General features: G+C 66.1%; 18 protein-coding genes. 17 read left to right on the top strand and 1 reads right to left on the bottom strand.

Annotated features, from left to right (window positions below):
* The first annotated feature begins 28 nt into the window (after positions 1–28).
* From ACFFGN_RS31135 to ACFFGN_RS31095, 9 genes are all read left to right on the top strand, one after another.
* On the top strand, positions 29–1,300 hold the full coding sequence (locus ACFFGN_RS31135) for an ABC transporter substrate-binding protein (RefSeq protein WP_380055059.1): 1,272 nt from the start codon (positions 29–31) through the stop codon (positions 1,298–1,300).
* Positions 1,297–2,169 carry a carbohydrate ABC transporter permease gene (locus ACFFGN_RS31130; RefSeq protein WP_380055055.1) on the top strand — a complete coding sequence of 291 codons (873 nt, stop codon included), beginning with the start codon at positions 1,297–1,299 and terminating at the stop codon, positions 2,167–2,169. Before ACFFGN_RS31135 ends, ACFFGN_RS31130 begins: the two co-directional genes overlap by 4 nt.
* A complete protein-coding gene (locus ACFFGN_RS31125) occupies positions 2,162–2,980 on the top strand; it encodes a carbohydrate ABC transporter permease (RefSeq protein WP_380055052.1) in 819 nt (272 codons plus the stop codon). Before ACFFGN_RS31130 ends, ACFFGN_RS31125 begins: the two co-directional genes overlap by 8 nt.
* Before the next feature lie 15 nt (positions 2,981–2,995).
* Complete coding sequence (locus ACFFGN_RS31120) at positions 2,996–4,000, top strand: Gfo/Idh/MocA family protein (protein WP_380055049.1); 1,005 nt, start codon at positions 2,996–2,998, stop codon at positions 3,998–4,000.
* Positions 3,997–5,004 carry a Gfo/Idh/MocA family protein gene (locus ACFFGN_RS31115; RefSeq protein WP_380055047.1) on the top strand — a complete coding sequence of 336 codons (1,008 nt, stop codon included), beginning with the start codon at positions 3,997–3,999 and terminating at the stop codon, positions 5,002–5,004. Before ACFFGN_RS31120 ends, ACFFGN_RS31115 begins: the two co-directional genes overlap by 4 nt.
* A 94-nt stretch (positions 5,005–5,098) precedes the next feature.
* On the top strand, positions 5,099–5,878 hold the full coding sequence (locus tag ACFFGN_RS31110; RefSeq protein ID WP_380055044.1) for an enoyl-CoA hydratase/isomerase family protein: 780 nt from the start codon (positions 5,099–5,101) through the stop codon (positions 5,876–5,878).
* Complete coding sequence (locus ACFFGN_RS31105; protein WP_380055041.1) at positions 5,878–6,816, top strand: class I SAM-dependent methyltransferase; 939 nt, start codon at positions 5,878–5,880, stop codon at positions 6,814–6,816. Before ACFFGN_RS31110 ends, ACFFGN_RS31105 begins: the two co-directional genes overlap by 1 nt.
* A 45-nt stretch (positions 6,817–6,861) precedes the next feature.
* On the top strand, positions 6,862–7,671 hold the full coding sequence (locus ACFFGN_RS31100) for an acyltransferase (RefSeq protein WP_380055039.1): 810 nt from the start codon (positions 6,862–6,864) through the stop codon (positions 7,669–7,671).
* Entirely contained in the window at positions 7,664–8,566 is a 903-nt protein-coding gene (locus ACFFGN_RS31095) for a hypothetical protein (protein WP_380055037.1), read from the top strand. The genes ACFFGN_RS31100 and ACFFGN_RS31095 overlap by 8 nt, the downstream gene beginning before the upstream one ends.
* Before the next feature lie 20 nt (positions 8,567–8,586).
* On the opposite strand, the gene ACFFGN_RS31090 is transcribed toward ACFFGN_RS31095, so the two are convergent.
* Positions 8,587–9,324: a class I SAM-dependent methyltransferase gene (locus ACFFGN_RS31090; protein ID WP_380055035.1), complete on the bottom strand. Its 738-nt coding sequence runs from the start codon at positions 9,322–9,324 to the stop codon at positions 8,587–8,589.
* A gap of 57 nt (positions 9,325–9,381) precedes the next feature.
* Here ACFFGN_RS31090 and ACFFGN_RS31085 point away from each other — a divergent pair, with 57 nt between their 5' ends.
* The 8 genes from ACFFGN_RS31085 (at position 9,382) to ACFFGN_RS31050 (ending at position 16,796) form a co-directional block, all read left to right on the top strand.
* A complete protein-coding gene (locus tag ACFFGN_RS31085) occupies positions 9,382–10,284 on the top strand; it encodes a tyrosine-type recombinase/integrase (RefSeq protein WP_380055032.1) in 903 nt (300 codons plus the stop codon).
* Positions 10,285–10,459: 175 nt separating this feature from the next.
* Positions 10,460–10,693, top strand: a complete 234-nt coding sequence (locus ACFFGN_RS31080; RefSeq protein WP_380055029.1) for a hypothetical protein — start codon at positions 10,460–10,462, stop codon at positions 10,691–10,693.
* A complete protein-coding gene (locus tag ACFFGN_RS31075; RefSeq protein WP_380055026.1) occupies positions 10,690–10,917 on the top strand; it encodes a hypothetical protein in 228 nt (75 codons plus the stop codon). The genes ACFFGN_RS31080 and ACFFGN_RS31075 overlap by 4 nt, the downstream gene beginning before the upstream one ends.
* A 1,314-nt stretch (positions 10,918–12,231) precedes the next feature.
* On the top strand, positions 12,232–13,596 hold the full coding sequence (locus ACFFGN_RS31070) for a terminase large subunit domain-containing protein (protein WP_380055023.1): 1,365 nt from the start codon (positions 12,232–12,234) through the stop codon (positions 13,594–13,596).
* 115 nt (positions 13,597–13,711) lie between these two features.
* Positions 13,712–14,911, top strand: a complete 1,200-nt coding sequence (locus ACFFGN_RS31065; RefSeq protein ID WP_380055020.1) for a phage portal protein — start codon at positions 13,712–13,714, stop codon at positions 14,909–14,911.
* Complete coding sequence (locus ACFFGN_RS31060) at positions 14,908–15,468, top strand: HK97 family phage prohead protease (protein WP_380055017.1); 561 nt, start codon at positions 14,908–14,910, stop codon at positions 15,466–15,468. Before ACFFGN_RS31065 ends, ACFFGN_RS31060 begins: the two co-directional genes overlap by 4 nt.
* A gap of 7 nt (positions 15,469–15,475) precedes the next feature.
* Positions 15,476–16,657, top strand: coding sequence for a phage major capsid protein (locus tag ACFFGN_RS31055; protein WP_380055014.1), 1,182 nt, complete (start codon positions 15,476–15,478; stop codon positions 16,655–16,657).
* A gap of 13 nt (positions 16,658–16,670) precedes the next feature.
* Positions 16,671–16,796 carry a hypothetical protein gene (locus ACFFGN_RS31050; RefSeq protein ID WP_380055011.1) on the top strand — a complete coding sequence of 42 codons (126 nt, stop codon included), beginning with the start codon at positions 16,671–16,673 and terminating at the stop codon, positions 16,794–16,796.
* Positions 16,797–16,838: the final 42 nt, after the last annotated feature.

The following is a 16,838-nucleotide window of genomic DNA, read 5'->3' as shown; positions in this document are numbered from 1 at the left end:
CAATGCTTCACGGCAAGGGAGACAGTTCGTGCGGATCCGAAAACTGCTCGTCACGCTCACAGCCCTCACACTTCTGGCCGCGTGCGGCGGGCAGGACAGTCCGGACGCCGCCGACGTCAAGGTCCCGGACGATCCGGCCCAGGTGCAGGGCGATATCACCTACGCGATCTGGGACGTCAACCAGCAGCCGGCCATGCAGGAGATCGTCAAGGTCTTCAACCAGACCTATCCGAACGTGAAGGTCTCGATCTCGCTGGCCACTTTCGATCAGTACTTCACCAAGCTGAAGACCCAGGCTTCGTCCGACAACCTGCCCGACGTGTTCTGGATGAACGGGCCGAACTTCCAGCTCTTCGCGGCGAACGAGCAGCTGGCCCCGGTTGCCAACCTGGCGGAGGCCAAGAACTACCCGCAGGCGCTCAACGACCTGTACTCGCTGGACGGCACGCAGTTCGGTGTTCCGAAGGACTTCGACACGATCGCCCTCTGGTACAACAAAAAGCTGTTTGCCCAAGCGGGCGTGGCGGCGCCGACGGCCGAGTGGACGTGGGACGACTACAAGGCCACGGCCACCAAGCTCAAGGCCGCACTAGGTGCCAAGGGCATCTTTGCCACCGGTGACGAGCTGGGCAACCAGGGCAACTGGTACCCGGCCATCCTCAGCAACGGCGGCCACGTGATCAAGGACGGCAAGTCCGGGTACGGCGACCCCAAGGCGGTCGAGGCGCTGCAGTTCTGGTCGGACATGGTCAAGCAGGGGTACACCCCGAGCGCGGCTCAGAGCGCGGACATCCGCGGCCGGGACCGCTTCTTCGCCGGTAAGGCCGCGATGATGTGGAACGGCAACTGGCTGGTCTCGGCCGCGCTCAAGTCCCCGGTCAAGGACGATCTGGCCATCGTGCCGTTGCCCAAGGCACCGAGCGGTGAGCGCAAGACCGTCATTCACGGCATCGGCAACGTGATGAGCGCCAAGACCAAGAACCCCGAGGCCTCGGCCGCGTTCCTGGCCTTTCTCGCCGGCAAGGACGCCGCCCTGATCCAGGCGAAGGCCGGCGCCGCCAATCCGGCGTACAACGGAACGCAGACCGATTTCGTGAAATCCGCGCCGTACGCCTTGCAGACCTTCATCGACGCGGCCGCGCAGTACTCCGAGCCGTATCCGGTCAGCAAGGACACCGCGGTGTGGAACAAGCTGGAGACCGACCTGATCCTCCCGGCCCTCGGTGGCGACCGGCCCATGTCCGAGGTCGGTGCGGAGGTCGCCGCGAAAATGGACGAGGCGCTGGGCAAGGAGAAGTGAGGACCGACGGCCGTTGGCCCTGGCTTTTTGTCGGACCGACGTTCGCCGGGGTGCTGATGTTCTACCTCTGGCCGCTGGGCAAAACGCTGTACGACAGCTTCACCGAAATCGGCCCGTTCGGTGGCAGTACCTGGGTCGGTTTCGAGAACTACAGCCGGCTGGTCGCGGACGGCGAGGTGTACCGGGCGATCGTCAACACCGTCGTCTACACCGTGATCGTGTTGCTCGGCATCCCGCTGGCGGTCGTTTTCGCGAACCTGCTGAACCGCCCGGGCCTGCGGTTCGCGATGGTCTACCGGACCCTGTTCTTCCTGCCGTACGTCGCGATGCCGACGGCCATCTCGCTGGTCTGGCGGATCATCTACAACGGGGAGTACGGCGTTCTCAACCAGGCCCTCTCGGTCATCGGTATCAACGGTCCACGCTGGATCTCCACCGAGTGGTTCGCGCTGGTCGCGGTCGCCCTGGTCGGGTTGTGGATGTCGATCGGCTTCAACCTGATCGTGTTGTCGGCCGGCCTGAAGGGCATTCCGTCCGAGCTGTACGAGGCGGCGGCGCTCGACGGCGCGAACCGGCTCCAGCAATTCCGGGCGATCACCGTGCCGTTGCTGACGCCGTCGATCTTCTTCCTGTCGGTCATCACCACGATCACCGGCTTCCAGTTGTTCGACCTGTTGTTCGCGCTGCTCGGGCCGACGAACCCGGTGATGCCGAAGACGCAGTCACTGGTCTTCCTTTTCTACAGCGCGGCCTTCGACAGCAACGAGCGCGGGTACGGCGCGGCCGTCGCCGTATTGATCCTGCTGGTGGTCGGCCTGCTGACGTTGTTCCAGTTCCGCTTCCAGCGCAGGTGGGTGAGCTATGACTAAAGGCAGTAACCGCCTGGCGCACGTCGTTCTCATTCTCGGCAGCCTGGTGATGATGTTCCCGTTCCTCTGGCAGCTCAAGTTGTCGCTGTCGACCCAGGCCGAGGCGACCGCCGTACCGCCGGATCTCATTCCCGGCGGGCTCGAATGGCGCAACTTCACCGAGGTGTTCGAGCGGCTGCCGTTCATGGATCAGTTCTGGGTCTCGGTGGCGGTCACCGTCGCCCGGACCGTTGGGCAGTTGGTGTTGTGCTCGATGGCCGGTTACGCCTTCGCGCGGATGCGGTTCCGGCTCAAGGGCCTGCTGCTGGCGTTGATCCTGTCGATCCTGATGGTGCCGTCGCAGGTGTACCTGATCCCGCAGTACCAGTTGATCCAGCGACTCGGCTGGCTCGACACCATCCAGGGCATCGTTGCCCCTGGCATCTTCAGCGCGTTCGGCACCTTCCTGATGATGCAGTTCTTCCGTTCGATCCCGGTGGAGCTGGAAGAGGCCGCGCGGCTCGACGGGTGCAACCCGTGGCAGACGTTCTGGCGGGTTGTGTTGCCCGTGGCCAGGCCCGGGCTGATCTCGCTCGCCATCATCACCGTGCTCACCTCATGGGCCGACCTGCTCTGGCCGTTGGTGGTCACCTCGTCGCCGGAGCAGATGCCGCTGTCGGTGGGACTCGCCACGCTGAGCGGATACCAGGGCAGCATCTCGCCCGGCGTGATGATGGCCGCGGCCCTGATGGCGATGGCGCCGATCCTGGTGCTGTTCGTCGTACTGCAGCGCCGGGTGGTCGAAGGCATCGCATTCTCCGGACTCAAGTAAAGGACCTCTGCTTTGTTGACAGATCTGACCGTCGGCCTGATCGGCGCGGGCAATATCGCCCACGTCCACGTCGCCGCCTGGAAGGCCCTCGGCGCCCGGGTCCTCGTGCACTCCGCGGCCGGTGCGCCCGAGTTCGCCGCGCGGTACGGCGTGGAGGTCGCCACGTCGTACGACGAGTTGCTGGCGGAGGTGGAGTTCGTCGACATTGTGACGCCTTCACCGACGCACAAGGCGGTCGCGCTGCAGGCGATTGGTGCTGGGCGCGACGTCATCTGCGAGAAGCCCCTGTCGCTCACAGCGGAGGACGCCGCCGAGATGTCCGCGAAGGCCATCGCGGCCGGGGTGCGGATCTACCCGGCACACGTGGTCCGGTACTTTCCGGCGTACGCGTCGGCCCATGCCGCCGTGCAGCAAGGCCGGATCGGCAAGGTGGCGGTAGCCCGGTACTTCCGGGTGGCGAGCACTCCAGCCGTCGCAGGTTGGTACCGCGAGGTGGCCCGCTCTGGCGGCGTCATCATGGACCTGATGGTTCACGACCTCGACCAGGCCCGGTGGACGTGTGGCGAGGTAGAGACTGTGTACGCCGTTCAGAACCCGCCGACCGTGGATGGGATCAGCCCGGTCAACGTGGCGGCGCACGTGACGCTTACCCACGCTAGTGGCGCCATCAGCCACCTACGGGCGACTTGGGGCGCTACAGGTACCAAGTTCCGCTCGGGCTTCTCGATCGCGGGGGAGCACGGCAAGCTCGAGTACTCCTCCGCAGTCGAAACTGGCATCGAGGAGGAACTGCAGGAGGCTGAGACGGGTGACCTGCTCATACCGTCGTCAACCCTCTACGAGAGCCCGTACCTCACACAGCTCCGGGAGTTCGCCCAAGCCCTTAGAGGTGGTCCACCCCCGCGGGTGACGGCTGAAGACGGTACGGCTGCGGTCTACCTGGCCGAGGCTGCCCGAGAGTCCATGTCGACCGGCCAAGCCGTATCGATGTCTACCTTCCGGAAGGGAACCGTCGCATGAAGGTGGCCCTGGCGAGCTTCGCCCACCCCCACGCGGCGTCGTACGCCCGGATCCTGACGAGCCTCCCCGACGTCGAGGTGCTGTCGGCCGACCCGGATGGCGCCGCGGCGCCCGATCCGGGCCCGCGCGGTCTGGCCTTCGCGGTCGAGCACGGTGTGCCGTACGTCGACACCTATGACGAGTTGTTCGCGTGGGGCCCGGACGCGGTGGTTGTCACCAGCGAGAACGCGTACCACCGGCCGCTGGTTGAACGAGCCGCGGCCGAAGGCGTGCACGTGCTGTGCGAGAAACCGCTCGCGATCGAGGTCGCCGACGCGGAGGCCATGGTCGAGGCTTGTCGCGCAGCGGCGGTAATCCTGATGACGGCCTATCCCGTCCGGTTCGCGCCGTCGTACGCGCGGCTGCGAGCCACGGTTGAAGCCGGCCGGGTGGGAGATCTGTTCGCCGTACTGGGCACGAACAACGGGCAGATCCCGCACGCCCAGCGGCAGTGGTTCACCGATCCCGAGCTGGCCGGGGGTGGCGCGCTGGTCGATCACACCGTGCACTGCGCCGATCTCATCGACGGCCTGACCGGCGGAGTGGAGGCCACGCGCGTGTACGCCGCCGCGAACCACATTCTCCATGCGGACAAGGGCGTTTCGGTCGAGACCGGCGGCCTGGTCACGATCACCTACGCGAACGGGCTGATGGCAACGATCGACTGTTCCTGGAGCCAGCCGGACAACGCGCCGACCTGGGGTGGTCTGACCCTGCAGGTGACCGGGACGCGCGGCTCCATCGAGATCGCGCCGTTCGCTCCGCGAGTCGGCGGTACCGACGCGACCGGTGAGGTCCACATTCCGGTTGGCGCCGATCTGGACGGGCTGATGCTGGCCGAGTTCCTCACCGGGGTCCGTGCGAACACGCCGGTCCAGCCAGATGGCCAGGTCGGGCTGCGCACGCTGCGTATTGTCGACGCCGCGCGGAGATCGGCGCGCGCCGGACAGCCTGTGGACCTGTGATCGAGGTGGTCCGATACCGTTCAGGCAAGTGACTGGCGGGTAGCAGTAGGGTGGCCAGTCGAGGTCTGGCACGGATCAACCGAGGAGCTGAGGCATGGGCGAGTTCGTCAATCTGACGGTGGCCGACGGAGTGGGCACGATCCGGCTCGACCGGCCCAAGATGAACGCGCTGAACGTGCAGGTCCAGGAGGAGATCCGGGCCGCCGCCGTCGAGGCCGCGACCAACGACGACGTGCGCGCCGTGGTGATTTGGGGTGGCGAGAAGGTCTTCGCCGCCGGTGCGGACATCAAGGAGATGGCCGACATGTCGTACGCCGACATGGTCAAGCGCTCCGGTCCGCTGCAGTCCTCGCTCAGCGCCGTCGCGTCGATCCCGAAGCCGACGGTCGCCGCCATCACCGGTTACGCCCTGGGCGGTGGCTGTGAGCTTGCGCTGTGCGCCGACTACCGGATCGCCGCCGACGACGCCAAGCTCGGCCAGCCCGAGATCCTGCTCGGCATCATTCCCGGCGCGGGCGGTACGCAGCGGCTGTCGAGGCTGATCGGCCCGTCGAAGGCCAAGGACCTGATCTACACCGGCCGGTTCGTCGACGCGGCCGAATCGCTCCAGCTCGGCCTGGTGGACAAGGTCGTGCCTGCCGCCGAGGTGTACGACGCCGCCGTCGCGTGGGCGTCCCAGTTCAGCAAGGGAGCCGCGCTGGCGCTGCGCGCGGCCAAGGAGTCGATCGATAGCGGACTCGGGGTCGACCTGACCACGGGCCTGGAGATCGAGCGTCAGCAGTTCGCGGGCCTCTTCGCCACCGAGGACCGTTCCATCGGCATGAACTCATTCGTAGCGAACGGCCCTGGCAAGGCCGAATTCAAGGGACAGTGATGACCAGTAAGCCCTCCGCCAGCGCAGAAGAGGTTGAAGCGGCCTGGAGCGACAACAAGCTCGCCCAGGTGCTCTACCACGACTGGGAGGCGTCCACGTATGACGAGAAGTGGTCGATCTCGTACGACGAGCGCTGCGTCGCGTACGCCCGCGAACGGTTCACCGACGTGGCCGGCTCCGACGGCTGGCCGTACGGCAAGTCGCTCGAGATCGGCGCCGGCACCGGCTTCTTCACGCTGAACCTCAAGCTGGCCGGGGTGATGGCCGAGGCGCACGTCACGGACCTCTCGCCGGGCATGGTCGAGGCGGCCAAGCGCAACGCGGAGACCCTCGGGTTCGCGATCGAGGGCCGGGTCGCGGACGCGGAGAAGCTGCCGTACGACGACAACGAGTTCGACCTGGTCGTCGGCCACGCGGTGATCCACCACATTCCGGACGTCGAACTGGCCTTCCGCGAGATGCTGCGGGTGCTCAAGCCCGGCGGCCGGTTCGTCATCTGCGGCGAACCGACCAAGTACGGCGACTTCGTGGCGCGCCGCCTGTCCCGCCTGACCTGGTGGGCCGCCACGAACGTGACGAAGCTGCCGGCCCTGGCGGATTGGCGCCGCCCGCAGTCCGAGCTGGACGAGTCCTCCCGCGCGGCCGCGCTCGAGGCCGTTGTGGATCTGCACACGTTCGACCCCGACGAGCTGAAGCGGACCGCCCTGCGCGCGGGCGCGATCGACGTACGGACCGTGACCGAGGAGTTGCTCGCGGCCTGGGTCGGCTGGCCGATCCGCACGTTCGAGGCCGCCGTACCGGATCAGAAGCTCGGGTTCGGCTGGCGGATGTTCGCCTACCGGTCCTGGCAGCAACTGTCGAAGGTCGACCGGGTGCTCGCGAAGGTCGTACCGGACGAGCTCTACTACAACGTCTCGATCAGCGGGACCAAGCCCTGAGCCCACCTGGGCCGGGTCCGCGGACGTTAGAGGGACACTGGACTTATGCGGTTGCTGACGGTGGCGAATCTGCGCTGGGTGCTCCGGCACCGGGCGTGGACGCCGTACTACCTCAAGCGGTACTGGCGGTACGCCGTCTTCCGCCTCCGTCACCCGCAGGTCGTACTGGAGGGATTCGTTTTCCTCGGCAAGCGGATCGAGGTGACCGCCCGGCGCGGGCATGGCCGGCTGGTGATCGGCAAATGGGTGCACCTGGGCGACTCCACCCGGCTGCGGGCGCACGAGGGCACGCTGCGCATCGGCGACAAGGTGGTTTTCGCCCGCGATGTGACCGTGAACTGCTACCTGGACATCGAGATCGGCGCCTCGACGCTGATCGCGGACTGGGTCTACATCTGCGACTTCGATCACAAGACCGACGATCTGGGACTGCCGATCAAGGACCAGGGCCTGGTGAAATCGCCGGTGCGGATCGGCCCGGACTGCTGGCTCGCGACCAAGGTGAGCGTGCTGCGCGGTGCCGATATCGGGCAGGGCTCGGTGATCGGCGCGAACAGCGTGGCCCGCGGGCGGATCCCCGAATTCAGCATCGCGGTCGGGATTCCGGCCACCGTGGTGAAGGACCGCGTCAGCGTGTACGCCGCGACGGCCGACCGCCGCGCGTACCTGGACAAGGTCGCTCGCCAAGACGCCGAGGCGCTCGCCCGCGCCGACTCGGGCCACGCCGAAGCGCTTGCCCGCGCCGATTCGGGCCGTCCCGCTGAGCGAGCAGACGGCGCTGAAGGGTTCTCAAGTTACTCACCGGTCGGGCACTATGTCCGCAACGTCGCCGGAGAGGAGAACCAGGGTGGCTGAACAGACCGGCGCGGACGGAGCGGAGGCCGTCCCCAGTCTGGACAAGGCCGTGTCGAAACAACGCGGCCCGCTGCCCAATCCGGACGCGCGCAATCGCAATTCGACCGGCCGCCGGCCGTCCAGCCCGGCGCCGAAGAAGACGAGTGACGACGAGCCGGGGCGGATCTCCGGTGCCCGTCGAGGCAGGCCGCCGGTGCAGGCGGACCGGGTGAGGACCGAGGAACCGACACCGGCTGAGGAGATGGACAACGTGGCGTTACGCAACAAGGCGGGCAAGACCGCCGAATCGCAGACCCCGGGAACCACGGCGGCCGACGACCCGGCCACCCCTGGGTCGGTCAAAGCTGACTCGGTCAAGGCTGGCACCGCGCCGGTGGCAGAGCCGGAGCGGCCCGCGGACGACGACACGCGGACCACGCAGCTGAAGCCGATGGTCGCCGCCGAGTCGAAGCCCACCGCGGCCACCGCGGCTTCGACGAGCTCGACAGCGTCGTCGGCACCGGCGGGAAGCGGCGCGACGAAGACCGCGACCGTGAAGACCGTGACGGCCAAGAGCCCGGGCGGGGACAAGGGCGGGAAGGGCAAGGCGGCGCTGACGGCCGTCGGCTCCGGCGTGGCCCGGATCCGGAACCTGATCGCCTCGCTGGTCTGGCTGGCGGCGGTGCTGTGTGCGGCCGTGCTGGCACTCGGCGCGCTGTTCACCGCGCTGGACCAGGCGAACCAGAGCAACGAGATCGTGCGCTGGGTGCTCGAACGCGGTCACGACCTGGTCGGCCCGTTCGCGGACGTATTCCGGCTCGAGACCGCCAAGAACACCCTGCTGGTCAACTGGGGTATCGCGGCGCTCGTCTACCTGATCGCCGGCAAGATCCTGGAACGCGTCATCCGCCCCTGATCAGCGTTCGCGCCGCACGATCAGGCGCGGGCGAGGACGATCAGGTCGAGGGAGCCGTCGAGGTCGGCGGTGTCGCGCGATGCGCGGATGGTGAAGTCCGTGTGCCGCACCGAACGCACGAGTGCCTGCAGCTCGATCGACCACTCGTCGGCGTCGGCGGCGAGCTGGGCGTCCACGCAGGAACCGTTCGCCTCGTCCCACGCGGTCAAACGTGGCCCATGCCACAACCCGAAAGTCTCCACGTTCCCGAATTCGGCGCGGGTGAGTTCGACCAGTTCCGGCCCGGTCAGCTCCCTGGTGTGATACCAGTTTCCGCTCGGAAAAGTGAGCCGGTTCGGCGTCGAAACCACCAGCGTTCCGTCCGGCCGGAGCACCCGGCGGCACTCGGTGACGAACCTCGGTTGCTCCCACAGATGCTCGATCGTCTGCAGCGATACGACCAGGTCGAAGCTGTCGTCCGCGAAGCCCGTCTGGACCAGATTTCCTTGCACACAAGGGATTGCGTAACGCTTGTGCACATGCCGGATGGCCGCCGTGTCGTAGTCCAGGCCCAGTACGGCGGCCGCTCCCGCGGCGGCGAGCAGCCCCGCGCCGTACCCCTCGCCGCAGCCGGCCTCGAGCACGCGACGTCCGGAAGGCAGGCCCAGACCAGTGAGCCACCGGTACGCTGCCTCGTGCCGGGCGAACCAGTAGTTCTCGTGCCAAATGCCCGGTACCGTTCGTTCGCCTGTTAGCGGCATGACCTGCGGAAACGTCATCCTAGGTATCTCCCACGGGGCTAGCATAGCGCTGTCTCTCCGGATAACCTAGACCTTATGCCAGAACTTTTAGACGACCTGAGCACCTCATGGGTTCGCGACCTGCGCGCGGCTGACAAGTCGCCGCGAACGATCAAGCAATACATGCTCGCGGTGAACCAGTTCCGGGACTGGTGCGTGGCGAACGAGCGTCCGGCCACGGTGGAGTCCCTGACCAAGCGAGCCATCGCGTCGTGGCTCGGTGACCTGGCCGATCAGGGCCGGGAGCCGGCTACGTTGCTCATCCGGCACAAGAGCCTGCATCGGTTCTGCCGTTGGCTGGTTGCGGAGGAGGAGTTGGATCGCGACCCGATGGCGGGTATCCAGGCCGCCACGGTTAAGCCCAAGCCAGTGCCTCTGCTGCGGGACGAAGAGGTGGTCCAGCTACTGCGCACCTGTGAGGGCAAGGCCTTCACCGACAGGCGGGATCAGGCGATCATTCGCGTTCTGTTTGACTGCGGACTGCGGATCAGCGAGTGCGCGGGGTTGCACCTGTCCGACGTGGACCTGAAGCACCATGACGTGGTGCACGTCCGGGGTAAAGGCGACATCCAACGGGCGGTGCCGTTCGGGGCGAAGACAGCGAAGGCGCTCGACCGCTACCTACGGGCGCGTCGTGACCACGGGCTCGCGAACACCACGGACGCGCTATGGCTCGGTATCCGGGGTGCGTACAGCGCTGATGGCGTGGAGTACACGCTGAAGAAGCGCGCCAAAGAGGCAGGCCTAGAGCACATCCACGCACACCAGTTCCGCCACGGTGCCGCGCACCAGTGGCTACTGTCTGGGGGACAGGAGCGTGACCTGAAGCGGTTGATGGGATGGCGCAGTGACAGCATGCTCGAGCGATACGGCAGCTCCGCAGCCGACCAGCGCGCCAGGGAGGCGGCGGGGCGTCTGCGCCTAGGGGATCGTGTGTGACGCGCATCACGCACCCGAAGGGCTTGACAGGGGCCTATTACGCTTGCTCGGCCCTTTACCGCCGAGTAGCATAGCGCTCAGATAGACGACGTTAAGAGCCGCTAAAGCGTCGACCGTTGGGCCGCAAGGCCAACGATGAGGGCGGGCGAGATTCCTTACGCCTGGAGTCCCTCTCTTGTCTGAACTGACCCCTGAGCAGCGCGTCGTGCGCGCTCGCATGGCCTCCCACGTGTCTTGGGCCAACACCCCCGATCGCTCGGCGCGCACCGCGCCGGCACGCAACGCCCTGTGGAACAAGTTCCTCGCTGAGTGCGACGGTGACGAGGTTCGCACTCAGCACCGCTGGCGCGCGCACTTCCTCCAGCTTGCGATGAAGTCGGCCGCTAGCCGCAAGGCGCGTGCCGCATGAGCACCCCCGAGTACTGCGGCGTCTGCCTTGACGATCTGCTCGAGCACGAGCCGAAGAGTCGGCACAACGACCATGGCACGGTGCACGCCTGGTGCTGGTCAGGGCTGCCCCGCCAGGACTGGCACAACCGCAACAAGCTAGCAGTGACCGCTGGTGGCACCTACCGAGCCAGGTACGCCCCTGGCGGTCGTACGGCCCGCAAGCCTGCCGGGCTGGTGAGCTGATGGCTGACGCCCGACGCTTTGAGGCTGGATGCTGCCGCACTGGCGGGGGAGTGCTCAGCCCCGACAAGTGCCCGCGTGACGACCACCGGGTGGTCTGGACTGACGACTACCCGAATGCGCGAGAGCTAGCGTTAGCTGAATCCGAGTTCCGGTTCTACCGGCGACTGATGAGCAGCCGGCCTAATGACGCCATCGTCAGGCGAGCGCAATCCATGAAGGACGCCTGATGCCAACCGCGCGGATTACCTGGGAGCCGATCGCCCTGGCGGACGAAAGGCTCCAGCTTGAAGCCCTGCTAACGGCTAAGGCGATTGCCTCCTTGGCTGACGAAGAATGCCAGCTCTGCATTCCTAAGCGGTCGTTAATCGACGCCGTAGGCCGCAAGGATGGCGAAGCCATTGTCCGGCGCGGATTAGTGGATCTGCGCCGGCTGGGGTACGTGGTAAGGCTCAATCCGGACGCTCCGAGACGGGAGCGGGCGCACTATCTGCTCACAGTCCCTGCGCAGAGGCTAGCAGATACCCCCAGGGGGTATCGAAGTGTTGGGTCAGTCCAAACCGGCCTCTGACCTGCGGAAACAGCAACCTTTGGGTATATAAAGGGCGAACGGGCGAGTGAGCCCCCGTCCGCCTGCCTGCTGACTGGCGAAGCGCCAGCGAGAGCCAGTCCCCAGTCGCTCGCTAGCCGCTCGCTCCTATAAGGCGAAACTCACTTCGTGATTTCGCTGCTGACGGTATGTGGATGCCAGGTCCGAAAGGGCCTGGCCATCCCCAGCCAGCATGCACGTGGGAATCTCGCTGGTGCTCTATTCCCACAGCCGACAGCAACCCCCCTGAAAAAGGGGGGAATGGTAGAATTAGATAAGGGCACCCCGTTGGGTGCCCATAGTCATTTAAGGGGTAGTGCGTGAGTAAAGGATGGGCCGGTGGCAGCACTCGCGCATGGCGCAAGCTTCGCGTATCCGTACTTGCCCGAGATGGCTATCAATGCCGTCTCCAGATCCCTGACGTGTGCACCGGCAGGGCCGAGCACGTCCACCACCTTGATGGCGTCAGCGCCGGCCTGATCGTCTCACCACTTCGGCTGGTGAGCGCGTGCGCTGCGTGCAACCTGCATCTCGGTGAACCCGACCCCGGAAAGTTCACCACCCCCCACCCCCGGACACCCGCTGTACCTGTCCTTTTTCTCTCCCCGAGCCAGACCGAGCCGCTGCCGGTTCGCAGCGAACTTGAATGGAACCCGGCGCAACTGGCCGCATACGAATGGCTACGCCCATTCCTCGAGGTTCCAGAGGACGCGGCACCGCCGCTCTACATGTCCCCGCCGCCAGCGGACGCGGTCGGGTCGTACGGACCCGAGGCGATCGAGTGGATCGAGAAGGTCGAGCGCAAGACGCTCAGGTGGTGGCAGGCGCTGGCCATCACCCGCCAGCTCGAACACCGCCAGGATGGGTCCCTGTGTCACCGGGTGGTGCTGGAGTCGGCACCCCGCCGGGCCGGTAAGTCCGTCCGGGTGCGCGGCGTAGCGCTGTGGCGGATGGCTCACCCGGAGGTATTCGGGGAGGTCCAGAACGTCCTGCACACCGGTAGCGATGTGGCCATCTGTCGCGAGATCCAGCGCGGCGCCTGGCGCTGGGCGGAAGAGGATGCGGGCTGGACCGTCAGTCGTAGCAATGGCAAGGAAGCCATGGAAACCCCCACCGGGGATCGATGGCTGGTGCGGGCACAGACGGCTGTCTACGGCTACGACGTGGGCTTCGGGGTGGTGGATGAGGCATGGGACGTCAAGCCCGACACCGTGAGCGAGGGCCTCGAGCCGGCCACCCTTGAGCGGCTGTCACCCCAGATCCACCTGACCAGCACGGCGCACCGCCGTGCTACGTCCCTGATGCGTTCGCGGATTCAGTCGGCACTCACCGCGGCCGACCCGTCCACGCTGTTCCTGCTGTGGGCAGCTCCGGCCGACGCTGACCCCGGTGATCCGGAGGTCTGGCGCGCGGCGTCTCCGTACTGGTCGGAGGATCGCCGGCAGATGATCGCCGGCAAGTACGCCACGGCGCAAGCCGGGGAGGTTGACCCGCAGGCCGATGACCCGGACCCCATGGCGGGCTTCACTGCGCAGTACCTGAATGTCTGGACCCTGAAGGCGACGACGATCGAGCGGGGCCAGGGTGTCGTTGACGGCGACGAGTGGGAGGCGCTGAGCGACACCCGCCCCACTCGCGCCCCAGACGCGGCAGCGGTGGAGTCCTGGTTCGGCGAAGGGGTATCGCTGGCACTGGCCTGGAAGGTGGGTGACCGGGCGGTGGTATCGATCTCCGACCATCCCGACCTGCCGCAGGCCGCCGAGGCGCTGAAGGCGGCGGGGTTCGCCGGGACCGCGACGATTGGCGCGAGTCTGCTTGAGGACCCTGCGTTCAGCGGCATGAAGGCGCAGAAGGGGCAGGGGCGCACGGGTGCTGCTGTGCACGATCTCGACCGGCTGCTGTCTGAGGATGCGTTCCGGCACGACGGAGGCGAGCATCTCACCAGACAAGCTCTAGCCGTCAGAACGCTCCCTGGCGCGGATGGCCCGCGCATGGTTTCGAGCGTCCGGGCTGACGCGGTCAAGGCGGCAGTCTGGGCCGCGCACTCCGCCCGCACCCTGGCACCCCCACGCTCCCCGGTTGTGGTTCTGTAGTTCGTGCTGTACAATACCCCCCTTGTGCTACAATATAAGTAGTAGCTAATACTCACCCCGTGCCCACCTGGTGCGGGGTTTTGTATGCCCGCAGAGGGAGACCCGAGTGCGATTTATGGACCGGCTGTTCAGCCGGCAGGTAGAAGAGCAGAGGTCGTACTCAATCAGTGACCCTGCGCTAGCTGCGTTCTTCGGCATGGGGTCCGGCATCGCCGGTATTTCCATCAGTGAATCGAGCGTGCTCGGCCTGTCGGCCGTGTGGCGCGCTGTGTCGCTCATTTCCGGCACGATCGCTTCCGTCCCGCTGAAGACTCTGCGGGACAAGAACGGCGTGCGTGAGCAAGTCAGTTCATGGCTGGATGAACCAGGCGGCATCGACGGACCCACTCCGTTCGAGTGGACCGAACGGGTTGTCGCCCACATGGTCATTCACGGGAACGCCTACCTTGCGCACGTCTACAACGCCGCTGGCGCATTGATCTACACCGTGCCCTTCCACCCGCTGGCGGTCGCGCCCGAGTGGGAGAAGGTGGACGGGAAGTCCACCGGCCGCAAGATCTTCAAGGTCTCCCTCGATGACGGCACCGTCAGGATCTTCGACCAGTCGCAGATGACACAGGTTATGGGCCTGTCGCTCGACGGGCTAAAGGGCTTGTCCCCGATCTCGATCGCCCGACTGTCGCTCAGTACGGCGATCGCTGGCGACAAGGCCGCAGCCAAGATGTTCGGCAACGGGCCGATGATCGCCGGCATGGTGACGCCTGAGGAGGATGTCACCGAGGAAGAGGCCAAGGCGATCAAGGCCGGCCTTCAGGCGAAGGTCTCCGGGGTCGACAACGCGGGCGAGATCGCGGTCATCAACCGCAAGCTGAGGTTCACGCAGTGGTCTACCAGCAACGCTGACGCCCAGTTCCTGGAGTCCCGCCAGTTCCAGATCGAAGAGATCGCGCGCTGGTACGGCATTCCGCCGTTCGAGCTGATGCAGACCGAGAAGCAAACGAGCTGGGGAACCGGCATCGAGTCCCAGCAACGCGGACTCGCTCGCACGGTGCTGTCCCCTTGGGGGCAGCGGCTGGAGCAGCGGCTCTCCAGGCTGCTGCCGAAGAGCCAGTTTGCGGAGTTCGACTTCGCCGGCCTGGAGCGCGCCAACCCTGAAGACGAGATCCGGCTTCTGATCGAGCAAGTCCGCGGTGGACTGCTCAGCCGGAATGAAGCGAGGGCGATCCGCAATCTCCCACCCGTCCCCGGCGGCGACACCCTCGCGGGCTCTGAGAGCCCCTCTGCGCTCCCGAACATTGAGGAGGTCCAAGAGTGAGCACCCTGACCCGTTACAGCGTCCTGTGCCGCTCCAGCCTTGACGGAGACACCCTTGTTGGCCACGCAGCCGTATTCGGCCAAGTGGCTCAGGTGCCAGGGGGATATGAGCAGCTATCCCCCTCGGCCTTCGATGAGGTTCTGAAGCGTGCGGACTCTGATGTCACGTCGCTGTGGAACCACGATCCGCAGTACCTCTTGGGCCGTCAGGCGGCCGGAACCCTGCGACTGAAGGTCGATGAAGAGGGGCTGTCGTTCGAGAACGACTTGCCGGATACGTCGTACGCGAATGACCTGCGAAAGCTGCTCGCCCGCGGCGATATCACCGGAGCGTCCTTCGGGTTCATTCCCGACCTGGACAAGTCCACGTGGACCAGGGCCAAAGACGGTTCGCAGATCCACACGATCAACGCACTGAAGTTCCTGAGGGATGTCTCCCCCGTGACCTTCCCCGCGTACAGCGGCGCCGGTGTGGCGCTGCGCAGTCTCGATCTGGGACAGGCGTCCGGCCGGTCTCAGCTAGTCCGGGCTCGCGCCCGAGTCCTCTACGGAAGGTAAAGCAGCAATGACGATCGAAGAGATTCTTGCTGCGCTCAAGGCCATCATCGATGGTGCTGAGGGGCGCAGTCTGACTGACGAAGAGGTCGAGCGTTACGAGAAGCTCGAGATTGATCTGGCCGCGAAGCAGAAGGATGTGCAGATCCGTAGCCGTCAGGCCGCGTACGAGACGCCGGTAGCCGGCGCTCAGCATCTGCACACCGGGGCCGCGCCGAAGCCGGATGACGGCTTGGAGCGCGCGTTCAACCACTACCTGCGTACCGGGCAGCAGAACGCCGACATTGTCGAACTGCGCGCCCAGAGCGTCGGCACCGACTCTGCCGGTGGCTACACCGTGCCGGACTCGATGCGGGACAAGCTGACCGAGCGGATGAAGGCGTTCGGCGGATTGGCTTCTGCGGTCGAAGAGATCAGCACCACCAGCGGTGAGCCGCTGCGGTGGCCGACCCTGGATGACACGGCGAACAGCGGCGTGATCGCCGCGGAGAACACCGCTCCCGCCAGCGGTGGTGCCGATCTGGTGTTCGGCGAGAAGGTCCTTGGTGCGTTCAAGTACGTCGCCCCTGGTGCGGGCAACGTGCCGCTGCGTGTGTCGGTGGAGCTGCTCCAGGACTCGAACTTCGACATCGAAGGTCTCGTACAGCGCAAGCTGGGCGAGCGCATCGCCCGCGCGCAGGCTGCCCACTGGGTGACCGGCAACGGCACCACTGAGCCGTTCGGCATCGACACCGGCACCAGCGGCACGGCGTTCACGTCCGCTGGCATCACGTACGCCGAACTGGTCGCTGCGGTCCACGAGGTTGACCCGGAGTATCGGCTTAACGCCAAGTGGACTTTCAACGACGCGACGCTCGCGAAGATCGAGACGCTCGTAGATGGTCAGGGCCGACCGCTGCTGAACATGTCCACCGATGGGATCTCCGGTGGACCGACGAACAAGACCCTGCTCGGCTACCCGGTTGTGATCGACCAGGCGTGGCCGACCTACACCGACGGTGGAACCACCAAGTGGGGCGCCTTCGGTGACCTCCAGGCCGGTTACGTCATTCGCCGCGTGAAGGACCTGACGTTGATCGTCAACCCGTACAGCCGGGCCAACGAAGGTCAGGTCGAGTACACGCTGTGGGCGCGGGCGGATGGTGTTCCGCAGGACACCAACGCCTACAAGGTCCTCATCAACGCGGTCTGATTGGCGGGCACTGATGGCAACGGTTAAGGAACTGCACGCGCAGCTAACCAAGGTCCGCCAGGAGGTGGCCAAGCTGACCGAGATCTTGACGGCTCTGGAGCCGGCGAAGCCGCCGGCCAAGCGGACCACGGCGAAGTAGAAGGGGAGGCGGCAGTAGATGGCATGGGCACCTGATTACGTC

This window comes from Kribbella deserti (assembly GCF_042434725.1).
In the GTDB taxonomy this organism is placed as follows: domain Bacteria; phylum Actinomycetota; class Actinomycetes; order Propionibacteriales; family Kribbellaceae; genus Kribbella; species Kribbella deserti.
This window is presented reverse-complemented; position numbering and strand designations above follow the sequence as displayed.